Genomic DNA, 15,281 nt, shown 5'->3' with positions numbered 1-15,281 from the left:
CCGGGTGCACGAGGACGCGATCACGACGGCTCGCCTGGCCCTGCGGATGCCGACGCAGGCGGACGCGCGCGAGGTCTTCGACCTGTACGCCGACCCGCGCGTGTGGGAGTCGGACCCGGTGAGCCGCCACCGCACGATCGACCAGACCAAGCGGATGATCGAGAACTGGCGTGGGGCGTGGCACCGCGACGGGCTCGGCATGTGGATCGCGCGAAGCCCTCAGGGGGACTTCGTCGGCATCGGCGGGTGCTTCGTCCGCTACGGCGTCGCGTGGAACATCGGCTTCCGACTGGAACCCCGCTGGTGGGGCGCGGGATACGCCCAGGAGATCAGTGCGGCTGCGAGGACTGCGGCTCAGCGCCTGCGGCCGGAGCTGCCGCTGACGGCCTACGTGCTCGACGGCAACGAGCAGTCCCGCCGGGCGGTCGAGCGCCTGGGCCTCACCTTCGCGTGGCGCGGGCCGGACGCCGGAAACCCTGATCCCGCTGCCGTTCGCCTGCTCTACAGCGACCGAACGCTCTCGCCCGATGTCGTGCGAGCGTTGACCGAGCGCTGAAGGAAGGCCCATGACCGTCGAGGTCTGCTCACCGAACGGCTATGGCGTCAACGCCGATCTCGCCGCGCTGCCGGACTCCACAGAGGACAGGGTCGTGCCGCAGGTGAACCCGGACTCGGACTTCCACACGGCCTACTGACGCGGCGGGCAACTGGGGAGCACCTGGCGGTTCAACCGCTGAGCGGACTGGTGCTGGTGCTGGTGTGCTTGCGTGGCACCAGCACCAGCACGGCCGCCAGCACCACGAACGGCAACCCGGGGCGCAGCACCGGCCAGAACCCGCCCAGCTCGCGGTACCAGTCCCACGTCCACGTGAGGTACAGCGCCGCGATGCCGCCGACCTGGACGATCAGCGTCCACCACAGCCGCCGCTCACGGTCCGCCGTCATCGACGACGCCCCTGCGGTCGCCCTGCCGACCGAGGACAGCAGCACGAATCCGCCGACGGCCAAGGCCGCCAACGCCACGACTGCCACTGGCAGGAGCCCCAGGAGGAGGAAGATGATCAGCAGCTCCCCGCCGACGACCGCCTGAAGCGACCCGACGAGCCAGACGCCGATCAGCTGTTTGGCGATCAGCGCCGCCCTTCCCGCGTTCCCCCTCATGCGGCACACCCTTGCCTGTCTCCCCGGATCGAGCAAGCGACCTGGCTAGCATGCTAGATTGCTAGCATGCCTCCGGCCGACAAGCGGCAGTTCAACGTCTACCTGCCCCCCGACCTCATCCGGCGGGTCAAGCTCGCCTCCGTCAACGCCGACGAGTCACTCTCCTCCTTCGTCGAGCAGGCGCTGGAGCACTACCTGCGACAGGAGGACCGGTCCTGATGCGCGTGCTGCCGATCCGCTACACCGACGATGTCAACGCCCTGACGCGCTTCTACCGCGCGCTCGGCCTGGAACTGGGGCCTGTGTCGCGCCCCGGCGGCTGGCTCGAACTGCCCGGTGACGGCGGCGTGCTGGCCATCCACCGGAGCACCGCCGAGGACGTCGGCCGATGCGAGCTGGCCTTCGAGGCCGACGAACCGCTCGAAGACGTCGCGGAACGCTTGCGGGCAGCCGGTTTCGAGCCCGAACCGCCGGTCGACGAAGCCTTCGGGCACTCGTTGCGCGTCCAAGATCCCGACGGCGTGTGGGTGCAGGTCAACCTCTACGACCGGCCGCTCTACACGTGAGCCGGTCCGGTCCGCTGCTGCTCTCGATCGGCGTTGTCGCGATCGAGTTCGCGGCGGCCGTGACCGGGTTCGTCGCTTCCACCCTGCTGCCCGTCGTCGCCGTCGATCTGGCGGCCAAGGACCAGCTCGGCCTGCTCATCGCCGGTACGACGCTGGGGTTGTTCGTCGCGCTTCCGCTGGCGAGCCGCGTGCTGAACCGACTGGGAGCACGGGCGACCTTGGCCGCGGGCATGATCTCCTACCTCGGCGGGCTCGCACTCGCGGCGACTTCGCAGACTGCGTGGGTGTTCGCTCTCGGGCAGTTCTGCGCCGGGACCGCGAGCGGGCTGCTCGGCGTTTTCGGTATCAGCGCGGCGATCCAGCACCTCGACGACCGGCTGCGCGTCCGCGTGGTCGCGGTGTCCTCGGCGATGTGGATCGTGCCCGCGCTCGTCGGCCCCGCCGCGACCCTGGGGCTGGAACAGCTCGTGGGGTGGCGGTGGACCTTGCTGCTCCCCGTTCCGTTCGTCCTCTTTGGACGGTTGCTGGTCGTGCGCGCGGTCCGCTCCCCCGTCGACGCCGCGCCCCGTCCTTGGGGCCGGACGTTGCTGATTCCCTTGGGGGCGTTGGTCGTGGTGCTCAGCGCGGGGTGGTGGCCGCCGGCGATCGTCGGCGCGTCGGTCACCGTCGTGGGGATGATGTCGCTCATGCCCACGGGCACCGCGCGCCTGCGGCCCGGCACGCCCGCCGCGCTGGGCGCGATGATGCTGTTCGGGGTCGGGTACTTCGGCGCGGACAGCCTGATCACCGTGCTGCTGACCGACGGCTTCCGGATGAGCCTCGGCCAGGCCGCGGTCATCCTCAGCGCGGCCCCGTTGGGTTGGGCCGTCACGAGTCTTGTCGCCGCACAGCTGACGTCGCCGCACCTCCCGGCGATCGGGCTCGGCATGACCGCGCTCGCCACCGGCGCGATCGCCCTCGGGGGCTCGTTCCCCGTGCTGCTGATCGCATGGGGCGTTGGCGGGATCGGCGTCGGGCTCGCCTACCCCGGGCTCTACGTCAGAGCCACCACCGCCGGTTCAAGTGGCTTCACCGCAACGGAACTGGCCACTGCCGTGATCACCGCCGAGTGCACCGGCCAACTCCTCGGCCGCGCCATCGGCGGCGCGCTGGCGTCGACGAGCACGTGGGGCCTGTTCGCCTCCTACGCCGTCTTCACCCTCGCCCTCGCCGCCGCCGCGCTGGCCGCCCGGGCTCGTTCTTGAGCCGCCCCTCAGGCCCTGTCCTGTCAGTGGTTGCGCTGCGTGTTCCGGTCACGGTGCCGCCGAGGGTTGGGGTGTCTTCAAGACCAGCAAACCCCTCTGCTGATCATCGTTAACCGCCGCAAACCCAGCGGTCCTGCGGGGTTTGCTGGTGTTGGAGACGGTGGGGATGGGGGTTGGGTGGTCTTGAAGACCGGCGAACCTGACGACTTGCAGGACGGGCCCTAGCATCGGTGGGGTGGAGATCGTGGCAGACGGATGCGATGAGTTCGACGTGCTCCTGCTCGACGTCCCGGAGGCGCGGATACCGACCCTTCAGATCGTTCGCGAAGCCACGGGCTGGAGCATCGCGGAGGCGCGGGAGAAGATCGCGCACACGCCGGTGCTGCTCGTCGAAGCGACGCGCAAATCCCGGGCTGATGAGCTGAGGCGCCGGTTGGCGGAGGCCGGGGCGAACGCCGAGGTCCGGGCGTCCGGCTAGCTCAGGCCGTCGTTCGCGCCGTACGAGCGGTTCGGTGGCGGGGTTGGGGTTTTGGGGTGGCTGGGGTTCTCGGCTGGGGTTCCAAGCCGGGTACGGCTGGACTTCCAGGTCGGGGACGGCTGGGGTTCCAAGCCGGGAACGGCTGGACTTCCAGCGGGGGGACGGCTGGGCTTCCAGCTCGCGTCGGTTCCAGCGTGGGGGTCGGCTTGACCTGGGGCCCCTTGCGCGTGCCGTAGTAGGCCGGGCGGGCACGGGATGGATCCCGGCCCCGCTGGGAAGCGTATGGCACGCGCACCCCAGGTAAAACCGACCCAGTTTCGCTCGCGGCTGAAAGTTGGCTTTTCCCTTAGCCTGCAACGGATTTGACGCTCCCGGAGAACGTTGTAAAATTGGAGGTAGCCAACAGGGGGGAGGTGAAATCATGTTGGATATCTCAGAACTCCAGGCACATTTGCTAGATCATCTTCAAGCACACGACGTCTATACGCTCTCCGAGAAACAGCACTTGAAGTTCCTTGCGGATCTGGAGAAGCTCTCGAATCTGGTGACAGCGGTCAAAACTGATGCCGCTACCCATGCGGAGGAGCGTGGCCTGCATACCTCGCAAGGGTGCAGGAGCTTGTCGACGTTGCTGCGGTCGCACTTGAAGATTTCTCCGGGTGAAGCGGTGCGTCGTGCGAAGTTGGTGCATGACCTGCCGCGCGTGCCGTTGACTCGGGAGGCGGTGTACTCCGGGGTGCTCAGCGGTGAGCACGCGTTGATCATCTCTGATGTCATCAAGAACATCCCCGCTGAGGTCGCGGCCAAGGCCGAGGAGACCCTGCTGGACTACGCCCCGGACATGACCCCGCAAGAGCTGATGTATGCGGGCAAACGGGTCCGGTCGTACTTTGATCAGGATGGTGCGTTCAAAGATGAGCAGGAGGGCGTGAAGGCTCGGTCGTTGCGGATGAGTAAGAACCAGCACGGGTGGTTGATGTTCACCGGCTGCCTCCCGCCCTTGGAGGGTGCGATGGTGGAGGAAGCGTTGCATGCGGTGTCGAAGCCTCGTCCTGTTGGGGGTGAGAAGGATCCGCGCACCACGGAGCAGCGTTATGCCGATGGCTTGTGTGAGTTGATCACCGTTGCGATGGCGACGAAGGATCTCCCGGCCAGTGGTGGGGTGCGTCCTCAGGTCGTAGTCACCGTCCGCGCGAAGGATGTCCGGGACGAGACCGGGTCCGGGCACACGGACTGGGATGGCGAAGCCACCGCGACACTTATCCGGCAGCTCTGCTGTGATGCGGAGGTCATCCCGGTGACAGTGGATGAGGAGGGTGTTCCGCTCAACTACGGTCGCACCACGCGGACAGCGCCCCCGCCTCTACGGAGAGCGTTGGCGGTGCGGGACAAGGGGTGCGCGTTCCCGGGATGTGATCGGCCCCCGGCGTGGACCGAGGCTCATCACGTCTTGTACTGGACCAAGCATCAAGGCCCGACGGACCTGAACAACATGACGTTGCTGTGCTCGCACCACCACCATGTGATCCACCAGGAGGACTGGAAGATCGTCTTCGCTGAGGATGGGCGGCCGGACTTCATCCCGCCACCCTGGGTGGACCCGGAGCAGAAGCCTCGACGCAACATCCGGGTCGACCCACGACTCAGGAGGTAGTGATCAGCTCGCGTCCTTGTGAATCGAGTGGAGGTAGTAGCGTTCGTGATCGGCGACGTCGGTGTTCGAAGCCGGGAGGCAGAAGATCATCCCCACTCCGGCGGGCCGGGTGAGGATGCCGGACTGGGTGCCGAAGGTCAGGCGCTCGTCGACCTCGTGGGCGCAGCCTGCGGCGTCCAGGGCGGCGATCATGTCCTCGCGGAGCACGGTGGCCTCGAACGACTCGGAGTCGGGCAGCACGAGCGGCGGGAGCTTCGCCGTCGAGCCGGGCCAGAGCTGGACGCGGACCCTGCTGACCGTGCGCCGGGTGACGGACAGGTCCAGATCGGACCACCCGTAGGGGTAGCCGTTGATGTCGGGCCCCTTCATGACGATCGCGGGGTGGGGGCGGCCGGGGCCGAGGAGATCTTCGGCCTCAGCCAACGACATCCCGCAGTGCAGCGGCCCGATCCGACCGGTCCTGGCGAAGTCGACGAGCAGGTCCATGAAGCTCACGCGCAGACTCTGACACGCGCCGACCCGATCGGCACCCGGATATCAGCGGCGGGACTCGAAGGCGTACCGGCCGCACGGGCGCGGGCACTCACAGGCTCCGGCGGCGACGAGCTGATCCCGGAGCTCGGCGGAGGCGTTGGGGTGGTGGACGACGAGACACCGAACGATGAAAGACCTCCCACCGCTCTCCGCCTCCTCCCGCTGGGCGAGGGAGCGCAGCGCCGCGTCGGGCAGATTCGGGTTGAGCAAGGCGTTCCACCGCACGGTGTCGTCCTCGTCCTCGGCGAGCCCGGCCAAGGCGGTCGGCGGGGTCGCGGGGTTCCGCGCGGTCCACAAGCGAACCGGGCGGATCTCGTCGAGCGCGAGCACGCCGAGCCGCTCCGCCGACGTGTCGGGCTCGCGCGCTTCGAGGACGCGGCGGTACCCCTGGAGCCGATCGCCCATCACGCGCTCGGGTCACGCGCGACGGCGCGGATCTCCACCAGGGCGCCCTCGGTGAGCAGTTCGCTGACCCCGATCGCCGTCCACGCCGGGTACGGCTCGCGCAGAAACCGGTCCTTGACCGCCAGGAAGCAATCGAGGTGTTCGCGCGCTCCGACGTGGTAGGTGGTGATCTCGGCGACGTCCTCGAACCCGAGCCCTGCCTCGCGGAGAGAGAACCCCAGGTGGACGAACGCGTCCTCGAACTGCGCCCGAGGATCGGCGGCGACGCTGCCATCAGGCCGGGTGCCGGTCACTCCGGAGAAGAGCACCAGCCCGTTCACTCGCACACCATGGGAATAGCGCAGCGCGGCAGCGTCCCCGGCGCGTTCCGGGGCGACGAAGTGCTCCATCGCTGCACCCTAACCCCAGCTGATCCACATGACGCTTCGAAGATTTTCCAGCTTGTCAAGTTTCTTCAGGGTGATGGACTGGGCGCCGAGCACTCCAAACCTTTGCACACCAACGGGAATCCTGCTCACATTGGGCGATAATCGTTGCGCCGCAAAGCGTTCAAGGCGCACGCGGCAACCCCTCCCACGGGATCGTCCATTCGAGACGGTCGTGAGGCGCGAAAAGGGGACACAACTCCTCCGGAGAGTTGTGCGTATGCTCCGCGCTCCGGCGATCGTGATGGAGAACCATGAAGCTGACCGGCGTGCAGGCGACGCTGCTCACCACGCTCTACGGCAGGGCGATGGACGCCTTGGCCGACAAGCCGTTCCTCGGCGACCAGCACGCGCTCGCCACGATGCGCGCGATCGAAGCCGACCCGGACTTCGAGGTCGACTTCGGCAACGTCGGGCTGCGCCCCGGTGACGAGTCCGCCGTCGCGATCAGAGCGGCCCACATCGACGTGCTGGCCCGCGAGTTCCTGGCCGCCAACCCCGTCACGACCGTGCTGCACCTCGCGTGCGGGCTGGACAGCCGCGCCCACCGCGTCGAGCACGGCCAGGACGTGCGCTGGATCGACGTGGACTACCCGGAGATCATCGCGCTCAGGAAGAACCTGGTCCCGGCGCCCCCGGGCGACTACACCGCGCTCGGCACCTCGGTGACCGATCCGGACTGGCTCGCCGAGGTGCCCGCCGACGGGCCGGTGCTCGTGGTCGCCGAAGGGCTGACCATGTACCTCGACACCGCCGACGGAAGGCTCCTGTTCCGGCGCCTGGTCGAACACTTCCCCAGCGGAGCCTTGGTCTTCGACTCGCTCAGCGCGACCGGGGTCAAACTCTCCAAGCGCGCCAAAGCGATCAAGATGAGCGGGGCGCGCCTGGACTGGGCGATCGACGGCCCGCAGGAGCTGGAGTCGATCCACCCGGACCTGCGCTGCGCCGTCGCGCTCAACGCCTTCGACCTGGAGGGCTTCGTCGTGTCGACGACGCTGGCCGGGCGCCTGGCCACCCGCGTGTTCGGCCGGATTCCCGCGCTGCGCAACATGCTCAGCCTGTACCGCCTCCAATGGTGACCACCCGCGCCCACGAGGGCGGCCTGTTCGCCTGGTAGTCGTCCTCGTGTGTCCACGGCGGTCGTGGGAACAGGCCGACGACCGTCCGGCAAGCCGGTTGTGCTTCGGGCCAAGGGGTTTGGCCGTCGGTCAGGACCACGACGACGTCCGGGCGGGGGCTCGTGCGCAGCGCCGTGGCGAAGCCCGCGCGCAGATCCGTGCCACCACCTCCCACCAACGGGATTCCTTCCGCGTGGCACAGCGAGTGCGTGACGTGGGCGGCGGCGTCGCAGGACAGCACCGAGACGAGATCGCGGCGGCCGCCGACGGCGCGGACGATCGCGGCGATCTCGACGAGGGCGCTGCCCAGCTCAGAGTCGCTGACCGAGCCTGAGGTGTCGACGATGACGCGGACGCGAGGTGGCTTGCGCCGCAGGCTCGGAAGCACGACGCCGGGCAGACCGGCGGACCGGCGAGAAGGGCGCCCGTAGGTGTAGTCCTCGCCGACGCCGGGACCGGAGACCGCAGTGCGGATCGCCGCGCCCAACAGCTCCCGCCACGGCTGCGGCGGGTGGAAGGCCTCCTCGGCCCAGCGCTTCCAGCCCTGCGGAACGCTCCCTGGGGCGGCCGTGATGCCTTGTGCCACACGGAAACGGACAGCGTCGCGCTCCTCCTCGGTGAGCCCGTGCGCGCCGTCGGCTCCCAGGTCCCATCCGCGTTCCAGCCCGTCCGCGCCGCTGCCGCAGTCCAGCCAGGCGAACTGGTCGGTGTAAGGCCCGAGGCGGAACTGGCGGAGGTAGTCCTCCAACAGCTCCCCCTCGTGCAGGCTGAGCATCCCCGGCACCACGGCCCCCTCGGGTCGCGCCAGGTCCTCGTCGTAGATGTCGTCGTTGATCTCGAAGTCCGCGGCGATGTTCATCCGCAGCCGCTCGCCCCGCCCGCTCAGTTCGTGCTCGACGGCGAACCGATCACTGCGGCCGTGGTGGTCGCGCAGCAGGTGCGAGACCTCGTGCACCCACACCCCCGCCAAGTCCTCCAGCGACGTGCGGTCCACGAACGCCGGTGAGACGTAGCAGCGCCAGTGGCGGTCAACGGCCATCGTCGGCACGTGCCGCGACTCCACCACGTGCAGGGCGAACAACGCCGTCGCCAGGTACGGCCGACTCCTGACGGCGTGCAGCCGCGCGGCGAAGAGCTTCTCCTCGTCCAAGTCCCCCAGCGTCATCGGCTGGCACCCGTGGCGATCGCCGCTCGGTCAGCTCGCTGCGACAGCGACACGACCCCGGCCAGCCGCTCGATCGCCGCCGGAACCTCCCAGTCGTCGCGGCGGAGCGCGGCGAGCGTGGACGCCGGAACCACGACGAGGTCAGGGGCTCCAGTCTCCAAGGCCCGCACCAGCAATGCCCACGCCGCGTTCCACCTGGCCAGCTCCGGTCGCTTGCGCACCGCCTCCACCACCCCGTCGAGCACCGTCTGCCGCAGGTCGCCGCGCTCGGGCAGCACCGCCGCCGAGGGGTCCGCGAGCAACGTCTCGGGGTTCGGCAGATCCATGCGATCCATGCTGGCCAACAACTCCAGGCCCGGCCCGTCCCCCACAGTGCCCCGCACCAGCATGGACAGCACCTCCCGAGAGGAGCCCGCCGCGGTGGCGAAAGCGATCAGCCGCAGCGTCATGTCCCAGGTGCGCGGCGAAGGCCACGGCCCACCGCGCCGGGCCTCGGTCTTGGGGAGTTGGTGCACGAGATTCGGCCGAACGGCGAGCAGCTCGCACACTGCCCTGCGCGCGAAGGAAACCGCATCGGACAAGCGATCCGGGGCCAGCTTCGGCAGCACCGCTCGCGGCCAGGTCCCGCCAAGCCCGCGCACCACGACGTCGTGGTCGTGCGCCCACAGGAGGTGGACGAAGCGGTTGGCCAGCGGCGGACTCAGCTCCCAACCGTCAGCGGCGGAGGAACGCGGATTGGCCGCCGCCACGATCCGCACGCCCGGCGGGAGCGTCAGGGCACCGATCCGCCGCTCCAGCACCACGCGCAGCAGCGCGGCCTGGACCGCGGGCGGCGCGGTGGACAGCTCGTCGAGGAACAGCAGTCCCTCGCCCGCGCGGACCAGGCGCACCGCCCAGTCCGGTGGGGCCATCGGAACGCCTTGTTCGGCGGGGTTGTCCCCGACCACGGGGAGGCCGGAGAAGTCGGACGGTTCGTGCACGCTGGCGATCACCGTCGTCAGCGGTAGTTCGAGCTCGTCGGCGAGCTGGTTGAGCGCAGCGGTCTTGCCGATCCCCGGCTCGCCCCACAGCAGCACGGGGAGATCGGCGGAAACGGCCAGCGTCAAGGCTTCCAGTTGCGCGTCGGCTCGCGGCTCGGTGGTCGAGTCGCCCAGCAGGGCGAGCAGGTCGGCGGCGACGTCCAGCTGTCGGACAGGGGCAGGCAGAGGCATGTTTGATCACCTTGGGAAGTCGAGGCAGGGGTGTGTCAGCAGGAGGAGTACGCGTGGCGCAGACGGGAGCGAACGCGGGAGACCCGGTTTCGCGGAGTCGGGCCGAGCCCGGTCAGTCCGGCTCGGTACAGCCCGTGCACCACCTTGTGGCGCACCGCTCTCTCAAGTTCGTCGCGGAGGGAACCGTTGCGCAGCAACACATCCGACCCGAGCAAGCTTTCAACGACGGCGAGCGCACCGGCTGTGTCGCCGTGGTCGAGCCGCGCACGGATGTCGACGAGACCTTCCGGACGTCGGTGTGTCTCATCGATCACGCGCAGGCACGGCAACGGAGGGCCCCCGAACGCGAAGAGGAGTTCCTCGCGGCGGATCTCGTCGGAGTCGTGGTCCAGCGGGGTCAGCACTCCGTCCACCACGGCGATCCGGTGTGTGGAGCCGCGGCAGTCGACAAGGCGTTGGCCCGCAACGCCTTCTCGGCGCGCACCGGCTGGCCGGTGGTCCGGAACGAGCGCGGCCGCGACGAGCGGGTGCAGTCCGTCTGCGTCGATCAACCCCGCACGGAGCAGCTCAAGGTCGGGCAGAACCCAGGTCGCCGCGTCCGGCAGAACCGGCCACAGGCGTGACCCGCGCCCGGGAGTTTCACCCGGCGCTTCCAGGTTCAGTACCACGCGACGCCGGGAACCGAGCCGCACCACGACTACGCGCTCCGCGCAGTTCTCCTTGCGCAGCAACAACTCTGCCTCAGCTGGCCAGTGCTGTTCACCCCCGGACCGCTCTGCCAGCTCACCGGTCCTGCGCGCGTCCCACAGGTGGCGGTGCAGGTCGAGGCGGAACCGCCGGTCGGGATGGGGATGCGGGTGCGCTCCGGCTCCCGACCGCTCCCACAGCGCGAGGCTGATGCGCTGACCTGCTTCGGCCCAGGCGGGCGGCGTTCGCGCCACCAGGTGAACCGGGTCGCCGCTGCCAGGATCGTCGCTGTCCGGGTAGTACTTCGCCAGGGCCACGGTGAGCCCTGGCCTCAGCAAGCCGTCCGGAGCCGTTCGCGGGAAGTGCCAGCGGAGCAGGTCGGGAGCCAGATGTCGCAGATCAGCGCGGATTCGCGCCGCGAAGTGCGCGCCACGGGCACGGCCCAGGGCTCGCAGGTTCAGATCCACGTCGACCCGGGCGGCGGCGCAGGCCCCGGCCCAGTCACCCGCTGTCCGGCGGGCGGTCGCTGACTCGATCATCGACGTCGGCACGGCGAACTCGCGCACGTGCGACCAGAGAAGAAGTCGGTCGTTCTCATTCGCGGTCAAAGGGTGCATCAGCACTCACCTTTGGCGAACGGAACCCCCGATCTGCACATGTGGGTAACCATCGCCGCCGAGCGTAGCAGCACTGCCCTCGCAGGAGCGTGCGGAGCGGCTTGGGGATACGATCGCGCCGTGACCTGGTCCGACCGCGCCGATCGGTGGGTGCGGGCACGCCCGGTCGTCCCGGACGCGGTGCTCGCCGTGGTCATCGCCGCGATCGTGGGCCCGACCTCGCTCTCCATCCTCGAAGCGGCTCAGACGCGCGACTGGAGCCTGTGGGTCGCGGGGATCTGCGGAGCCGTGGTGACCGCCACCGTCGCGCTGCGGCGGATCGCTCCGGAGGTCGGGTTCCTGCTCGCCAGCTCGGCGATGGCGGTGACCGTCGCGCTGCCGAACGCGGTGGTGCGGCCCGACGAGCTCGGGCTGCTGGGGTCGGGCGAGCACATGGAGATCGCGCTGTTCTTCATACCGTCCTCGGCGGTCTTCCTGGTGCACTTGCACGCTGTCGCCGCGCGTTGCCGTCGGCGCACGAGCCTGCTCGCGCTCGGGGTCGGCCTTGCCGGAGCGTTGTTGTGCACGGCGAAGACGGCGACGGCCTACGGTGCGCTGCCCGCCGGGTGGCTCACCCTGCTGCTGGCCCTGCTCGCGCTGGGCGCGGCGGTGGCGGGTGCGTGGATCGTGGGCCGCTTCCAGTTCGACCGGCGGCAGCGCTTGGCCGCGGAAGCGGCCGAGGCCGTGGAGCGCGCGGCCGCCGACGAGCGCCAGCGGATCGCCAGGGACATGCACGACATCGTCGCGCACTCGCTCGCGGTCATCGTGCGCCAGGCCGAGGGCGGATCGGCCATCGCCGCCAAGTCGCCGGAGCGCGCGGCCCAAGCGCTGTCCGTCATCGCCGACGCGGCCCGGGAAGCCTTGGCGGACATGCGAGGCACGCTTCAGGTGCTGCGCGGCGCCACTCCACGAGAAGCCTCGACGCCCTCGCTCGCGGAACTTCCGGCGTTGGTGGAACGGGTGCGCGCGACAGGCGTCGACGTCCGGCTCACCGAGCGCGGTCCCGCCACGGTCCTGACGCCGAGCGCGGGCGTGGCGGCGTACCGCCTCGTCCAGGAAGCGTTGACCAACAGCGTCAAGCACGCGGGCTCCCGCCCCGAGGTCGCCATCACGGTCGAGCGCACGCCGGAGGCGTTGGTGGTCCTCGTCGAGGACGACGGCGGCGTCGCCGAGGACCGGCCGGCTGTCCCCGGCGCCGGGGTCGGACTGCGCGGCGTCCAGGAGCGGGTGCACGCCGCAGGTGGCGCCTTCGAAGCCGGCCCCGTTGGCGGCGGCTTCCGGGTGCGCGCCGAATTTCCCGTCAGCACGAGGAAAGCGTTGAGATGACGATCAGAGTTGCCCTCGTCGACGACCAGGAGCTGATCCGCGTCGGCCTGGCCATGGTGGTCGACGCCACCGACGACATCCAGATCGTCGTGCAAGCCGTCGACGGAGTGGACGCGGTCGCGAAGCTCAACGAGACGCCCGTTGACGTCGTGCTGATGGACGTGCAGATGCCGCGCATGAACGGCGTCGAAGCCACCGGCCTGGTCACCGCGCGCGAGAACGCGCCCAAGGTGATCCTGTTGACCACCTTCGACCTCGACGAGTACGCCGTGGCCGGACTGCGCGCGGGCGCGAGCGGCTTCCTGCTCAAGGAGGCTTCGGCCGCCGAGGTGCTGCACGCCATCCGCGCCGTGCACGCCGGTGACGCCGTGCTCGCGCCCTCCACGACCCGCCGCATGCTGGAGCAGCTCGCGGGCGCACGCGCGGCCTCCCCGCTGGTGCAGCGGCTGACCGCGCGGGAGCGCGACGTGCTGATGGAGATCGCCCAGGGGCTCTCCAACGCCGAGATCGCGCAGCGGCTGTTCCTGTCCGAGGCGACAGTGAAGACCCACGTCGGCCACGTGCTGGCCAAGCTCGAAGTCCGCGACCGGGTGCAGGCCGTGATCTTCGCCTACGAGAACGGACTCGTCCGCCCGAGCTAGGGCCCTGTCTCATCCCTTCTGCTGAGGGGGTGCAGACCTTGTGGCGAGGACCGGCGCTCGGCGGGTGCGCAGGCTGGCGGCATGACGAGTGAAGTGCAGTCCAGGAGAACGACCACGCGCGCATGGTGGCGCTCGGTCTCGGCGTGGGGCGGGGTCCTCGCCGTGTGCGGCGGCCTCTTCCACACCATCGTCGCCGGACTGATGCGCTCGACGGCCTGGTCGCAGATCTTCGCGGAGGGCTTCTTCGGCACGCTCACGCTCGACCCGCCGCCGGAGCGACTCGCGCTGGCGGAGGCGTTCTGGTTCAGCGTCGGCAGCTTCGGCGTGCCGTTGCTCCTGCTCGGCGCGCTCGTGATCTGGGTGACCCGGCGCGGCGAGGTCGTGCCAAGCTGGGTGGGCCTCGGCGTCGCCGCGTGGGCGGTCCTCATCGGACTGCTGGGCAGCTTCAGCACTGGAACACTCATCCTGACCACGATCGGCGTCCTGCTCGCGGTCGGGGGCCGGACCGCGCGCCGGTGAACCGAGGGTTGCGCCGGTCGGTCACGGGTACACCACGCCTGACCGAACGCCCGGAACGACCTCGCGGCAAGGAGCAGGACCAGTGGGCACCATCACCAAGTCCGTCGACGTCGAGGCCCCTGTGTCGAGGGTCTACAACCAGTGGACGCAGTTCGAGTCCTTCCCCGAGTTCATGGACGGCGTGCGCGAGGTGCGCCAGCTCGACGACACCCGCACGCACTGGACCACCGAGATCGGCGGGGTGTGGCGGGAGTTCGACGCCACGATCACCGAGCAGCACCCCGACGAACGGGTCGCGTGGCGGTCGGACTCCGGCCCGACCCACGCGGGCGTGATCACCTTCCACCGCCTCAGCGACACCGCGACCCGGGTCACCGCGCAGATGGACATCGACCCCGCTGGCTTCGCCGAGCACGCGGCGGACAAGCTCGGCCTGCTCGACGTGCAGGTGAAGGGTGATCTACGGCGTTTCAAGGAGTTCATCGAGCGCGTCGGCGCCGAGACGGGCGCGTGGCGCGGCGACGTCGAACGCCCCGGCAGCTGAGAGGTGGGAGAGCGCATGGCTGAAGACCCTCGGACCCAGTACCCGACACCGGACCAGCAGACCGGGCACGCGCAGGAGCACCCCGGCTCCGGCGGCGGGATGTCGCCCGAGCCCGACCACGGCGAAGACACCTATCGCGGTTCCGGCCGCCTCGAAGGGCGCAAGGCCGTGATCACCGGAGGTGATTCCGGCATCGGTCGCGCCGTCGCGCTCGCCTTCGCCAGGGAGGGAGCCGACGTGCTCCTGTCCTACCTGGAGCAGGAGCAGCAGGACGCCGAGCGCACCGCCGAGCTCGTGCGGGAGGCGGGACGATCGGTGATCTGCGTGCCCGGCGACATCCGCTCGGAGGAGCACTGCGCGGCGATCGTCGAGCGCGCGGTCTCGGAGTTCGGGCGGATCGACGTGCTGGTGAACAACGCCGCCTACCAGATGTCGCAGGACGAAGGCATCCTCGGCATCTCCACAGAGCAGTTCGACCGGGTGATCAAGACCAACCTCTACGCCCTGTTCTGGCTGTGCAAGGCGGCCGTCCCGCACATGCGCCCGGGTTCGAGCATCATCAACACTTCCTCGATCCAGGCGGCACAGCCCTCGCCCGAGCTCCTGGACTACGCCACGACCAAGGGCGGCATCGTCACCTTCACCAAGGGGCTCGCGCAGGACTTGGCGGACAAGGGGATTCGCGTCAACTCGGTGGCGCCCGGACCGGTGTGGACACCGCTCATCCCCGCCACCATGCCTGAGGAGAAGGTCGACTCCTTCGGCGCCAACACCCCGCTCGGCCGCGCCGCGCAACCCGCGGAGCTGGCCGCTCCCTTCGTGTTCTTCGCCTCCCAGGAGTCCAGCTACGTCACCGGCGATGTCATGGCCGTCACCGGCGGCAAGCCCCTCACCTAGAGCTTGTCCTGTAGGTGGTTGCGCTGTGTGTTGCGGGGTTTGTTGTCGTT

The 15,281-nt window shown here is 69.6% G+C and carries 20 protein-coding genes; 13 read left to right on the top strand and 7 right to left on the bottom strand.

Annotated elements, in window-relative coordinates; all coding sequences use genetic code 11:
- Positions 1–4 precede the first annotated feature (4 nt).
- Together ABD798_RS03420 and ABD798_RS03415 are read left to right on the top strand one after the other, a co-directional pair.
- Positions 5–556, top strand: a complete 552-nt coding sequence (locus ABD798_RS03420; protein WP_344870994.1) for a GNAT family N-acetyltransferase — start codon at positions 5–7, stop codon at positions 554–556.
- A 10-nt stretch (positions 557–566) separates the two neighbouring features.
- Entirely contained in the window at positions 567–695 is a 129-nt protein-coding gene (locus tag ABD798_RS03415) for a hypothetical protein (protein ID WP_344870993.1), read from the top strand.
- Between the two features lie 31 nt (positions 696–726).
- On the opposite strand, the gene ABD798_RS03410 is transcribed toward ABD798_RS03415, so the two are convergent.
- Entirely contained in the window at positions 727–1,161 is a 435-nt protein-coding gene (locus tag ABD798_RS03410; protein WP_344870992.1) for a hypothetical protein, read from the bottom strand.
- A gap of 66 nt (positions 1,162–1,227) precedes the next feature.
- On the opposite strand from ABD798_RS03410, the gene ABD798_RS03405 reads away from it, so the two are divergent.
- The 5 genes from ABD798_RS03405 to ABD798_RS03385 all read left to right on the top strand — a co-directional run bounded on the left by ABD798_RS03405 (position 1,228) and on the right by ABD798_RS03385 (position 5,103).
- Entirely contained in the window at positions 1,228–1,380 is a 153-nt protein-coding gene (locus ABD798_RS03405; RefSeq protein WP_344870991.1) for a CopG family transcriptional regulator, read from the top strand.
- Entirely contained in the window at positions 1,380–1,727 is a 348-nt protein-coding gene (locus tag ABD798_RS03400) for a VOC family protein (RefSeq protein ID WP_344870990.1), read from the top strand. Before ABD798_RS03405 ends, ABD798_RS03400 begins: the two co-directional genes overlap by 1 nt.
- Positions 1,724–2,971: an MFS transporter gene (locus ABD798_RS03395; protein ID WP_344870989.1), complete on the top strand. Its 1,248-nt coding sequence runs from the start codon at positions 1,724–1,726 to the stop codon at positions 2,969–2,971. Before ABD798_RS03400 ends, ABD798_RS03395 begins: the two co-directional genes overlap by 4 nt.
- Positions 2,972–3,206: 235 nt before the next feature.
- Positions 3,207–3,449 (top strand): ribosomal protein L7/L12, encoded by a 243-nt coding sequence (locus ABD798_RS03390; RefSeq protein ID WP_344870988.1) that lies wholly within the window; start codon positions 3,207–3,209, stop codon positions 3,447–3,449.
- Positions 3,450–3,870: 421 nt separating this feature from the next.
- Complete coding sequence (locus ABD798_RS03385; protein ID WP_344870987.1) at positions 3,871–5,103, top strand: HNH endonuclease signature motif containing protein; 1,233 nt, start codon at positions 3,871–3,873, stop codon at positions 5,101–5,103.
- Between the two features lie 3 nt (positions 5,104–5,106).
- Here the strand turns inward: ABD798_RS03385 and ABD798_RS03380 are convergent, their stop codons facing one another.
- Genes ABD798_RS03380 through ABD798_RS03370 form a run of 3 tightly spaced genes read right to left on the bottom strand, consistent with a single transcriptional unit; the run spans position 5,107 to position 6,431 of the window.
- Positions 5,107–5,598 carry a hypothetical protein gene (locus tag ABD798_RS03380; RefSeq protein ID WP_344870985.1) on the bottom strand — a complete coding sequence of 164 codons (492 nt, stop codon included), beginning with the start codon at positions 5,596–5,598 and terminating at the stop codon, positions 5,107–5,109.
- 42 nt (positions 5,599–5,640) lie between these two features.
- Entirely contained in the window at positions 5,641–6,042 is a 402-nt protein-coding gene (locus ABD798_RS03375) for a hypothetical protein (RefSeq protein ID WP_344870984.1), read from the bottom strand.
- Positions 6,042–6,431, bottom strand: coding sequence for a RidA family protein (locus ABD798_RS03370; RefSeq protein WP_344870983.1), 390 nt, complete (start codon positions 6,429–6,431; stop codon positions 6,042–6,044). Before ABD798_RS03370 ends, ABD798_RS03375 begins: the two co-directional genes overlap by 1 nt.
- 290 nt (positions 6,432–6,721) lie before the next feature.
- Here ABD798_RS03370 and ABD798_RS03365 point away from each other — a divergent pair, with 290 nt between their 5' ends.
- Positions 6,722–7,546 carry a class I SAM-dependent methyltransferase gene (locus tag ABD798_RS03365; protein WP_344870982.1) on the top strand — a complete coding sequence of 275 codons (825 nt, stop codon included), beginning with the start codon at positions 6,722–6,724 and terminating at the stop codon, positions 7,544–7,546.
- Here the strand turns inward: ABD798_RS03365 and ABD798_RS03360 are convergent.
- The 3 genes from ABD798_RS03360 to ABD798_RS03350 are packed head-to-tail and all read right to left on the bottom strand — an operon-like array spanning position 7,521 to position 11,265.
- Positions 7,521–8,750: a vWA domain-containing protein gene (locus ABD798_RS03360; RefSeq protein ID WP_344870981.1), complete on the bottom strand. Its 1,230-nt coding sequence runs from the start codon at positions 8,748–8,750 to the stop codon at positions 7,521–7,523. The genes ABD798_RS03365 and ABD798_RS03360 overlap by 26 nt on opposite strands.
- Positions 8,747–9,961, bottom strand: a complete 1,215-nt coding sequence (locus tag ABD798_RS03355) for an AAA family ATPase (RefSeq protein ID WP_344870980.1) — start codon at positions 9,959–9,961, stop codon at positions 8,747–8,749. Before ABD798_RS03355 ends, ABD798_RS03360 begins: the two co-directional genes overlap by 4 nt.
- Positions 9,962–9,996: 35 nt before the next feature.
- On the bottom strand, positions 9,997–11,265 hold the full coding sequence (locus tag ABD798_RS03350) for a hypothetical protein (RefSeq protein WP_344870979.1): 1,269 nt from the start codon (positions 11,263–11,265) through the stop codon (positions 9,997–9,999).
- A 120-nt stretch (positions 11,266–11,385) separates the two neighbouring features.
- On the opposite strand from ABD798_RS03350, the gene ABD798_RS03345 reads away from it, so the two are divergent.
- The 5 genes from ABD798_RS03345 to ABD798_RS03325 all read left to right on the top strand — a co-directional run bounded on the left by ABD798_RS03345 (position 11,386) and on the right by ABD798_RS03325 (position 15,231).
- Positions 11,386–12,630, top strand: coding sequence for a sensor histidine kinase (locus ABD798_RS03345; protein WP_344870978.1), 1,245 nt, complete (start codon positions 11,386–11,388; stop codon positions 12,628–12,630).
- A complete protein-coding gene (locus ABD798_RS03340; RefSeq protein ID WP_344870977.1) occupies positions 12,627–13,271 on the top strand; it encodes a response regulator in 645 nt (214 codons plus the stop codon). Before ABD798_RS03345 ends, ABD798_RS03340 begins: the two co-directional genes overlap by 4 nt.
- A gap of 81 nt (positions 13,272–13,352) precedes the next feature.
- Complete coding sequence (locus ABD798_RS03335; RefSeq protein WP_344870976.1) at positions 13,353–13,790, top strand: DUF6463 family protein; 438 nt, start codon at positions 13,353–13,355, stop codon at positions 13,788–13,790.
- An 82-nt stretch (positions 13,791–13,872) separates the two neighbouring features.
- Positions 13,873–14,334, top strand: a complete 462-nt coding sequence (locus tag ABD798_RS03330; RefSeq protein ID WP_344870975.1) for an SRPBCC family protein — start codon at positions 13,873–13,875, stop codon at positions 14,332–14,334.
- 15 nt (positions 14,335–14,349) lie between these two features.
- Entirely contained in the window at positions 14,350–15,231 is an 882-nt protein-coding gene (locus ABD798_RS03325) for an SDR family oxidoreductase (protein WP_344870974.1), read from the top strand.
- Positions 15,232–15,281: the final 50 nt, after the last annotated feature.

The organism is Allokutzneria multivorans (assembly GCF_039537405.1).
Taxonomy (GTDB): Bacteria; Actinomycetota; Actinomycetes; order Mycobacteriales; family Pseudonocardiaceae; genus Allokutzneria; species Allokutzneria multivorans.
Note: the sequence above shows the minus strand (reverse complement) of the source record. Positions and strands in the feature narration are given on the sequence as shown.

Excerpts from the sequence above, each read along its gene's own strand:
- ABD798_RS03335 (WP_344870976.1), top strand. The coding sequence starts at position 13,353 with ATGACGAGTGAAGTGCAGTCCAGGAGAACGACCACGCGCGCATGGTGG.
- ABD798_RS03365 (WP_344870982.1), top strand. The coding sequence starts at position 6,722 with ATGAAGCTGACCGGCGTGCAGGCGACGCTGCTCACCACGCTCTACGGC.
- ABD798_RS03410 (WP_344870992.1), bottom strand. The coding sequence starts at position 1,161 with ATGAGGGGGAACGCGGGAAGGGCGGCGCTGATCGCCAAACAGCTGATC.
- ABD798_RS03385 (WP_344870987.1), top strand. The coding sequence starts at position 3,871 with ATGTTGGATATCTCAGAACTCCAGGCACATTTGCTAGATCATCTTCAA.
- ABD798_RS03325 (WP_344870974.1), top strand. The coding sequence starts at position 14,350 with ATGGCTGAAGACCCTCGGACCCAGTACCCGACACCGGACCAGCAGACC.
- ABD798_RS03405 (WP_344870991.1), top strand. The coding sequence starts at position 1,228 with ATGCCTCCGGCCGACAAGCGGCAGTTCAACGTCTACCTGCCCCCCGAC.
- ABD798_RS03415 (WP_344870993.1), top strand. The coding sequence starts at position 567 with ATGACCGTCGAGGTCTGCTCACCGAACGGCTATGGCGTCAACGCCGAT.
- ABD798_RS03350 (WP_344870979.1), bottom strand. The coding sequence starts at position 11,265 with ATGCACCCTTTGACCGCGAATGAGAACGACCGACTTCTTCTCTGGTCG.
- ABD798_RS03370 (WP_344870983.1), bottom strand. The coding sequence starts at position 6,431 with ATGGAGCACTTCGTCGCCCCGGAACGCGCCGGGGACGCTGCCGCGCTG.
- ABD798_RS03400 (WP_344870990.1), top strand. The coding sequence starts at position 1,380 with ATGCGCGTGCTGCCGATCCGCTACACCGACGATGTCAACGCCCTGACG.
- ABD798_RS03360 (WP_344870981.1), bottom strand. The coding sequence starts at position 8,750 with ATGACGCTGGGGGACTTGGACGAGGAGAAGCTCTTCGCCGCGCGGCTG.
- ABD798_RS03375 (WP_344870984.1), bottom strand. The coding sequence starts at position 6,042 with ATGGGCGATCGGCTCCAGGGGTACCGCCGCGTCCTCGAAGCGCGCGAG.
- ABD798_RS03340 (WP_344870977.1), top strand. The coding sequence starts at position 12,627 with ATGACGATCAGAGTTGCCCTCGTCGACGACCAGGAGCTGATCCGCGTC.
- ABD798_RS03355 (WP_344870980.1), bottom strand. The coding sequence starts at position 9,961 with ATGCCTCTGCCTGCCCCTGTCCGACAGCTGGACGTCGCCGCCGACCTG.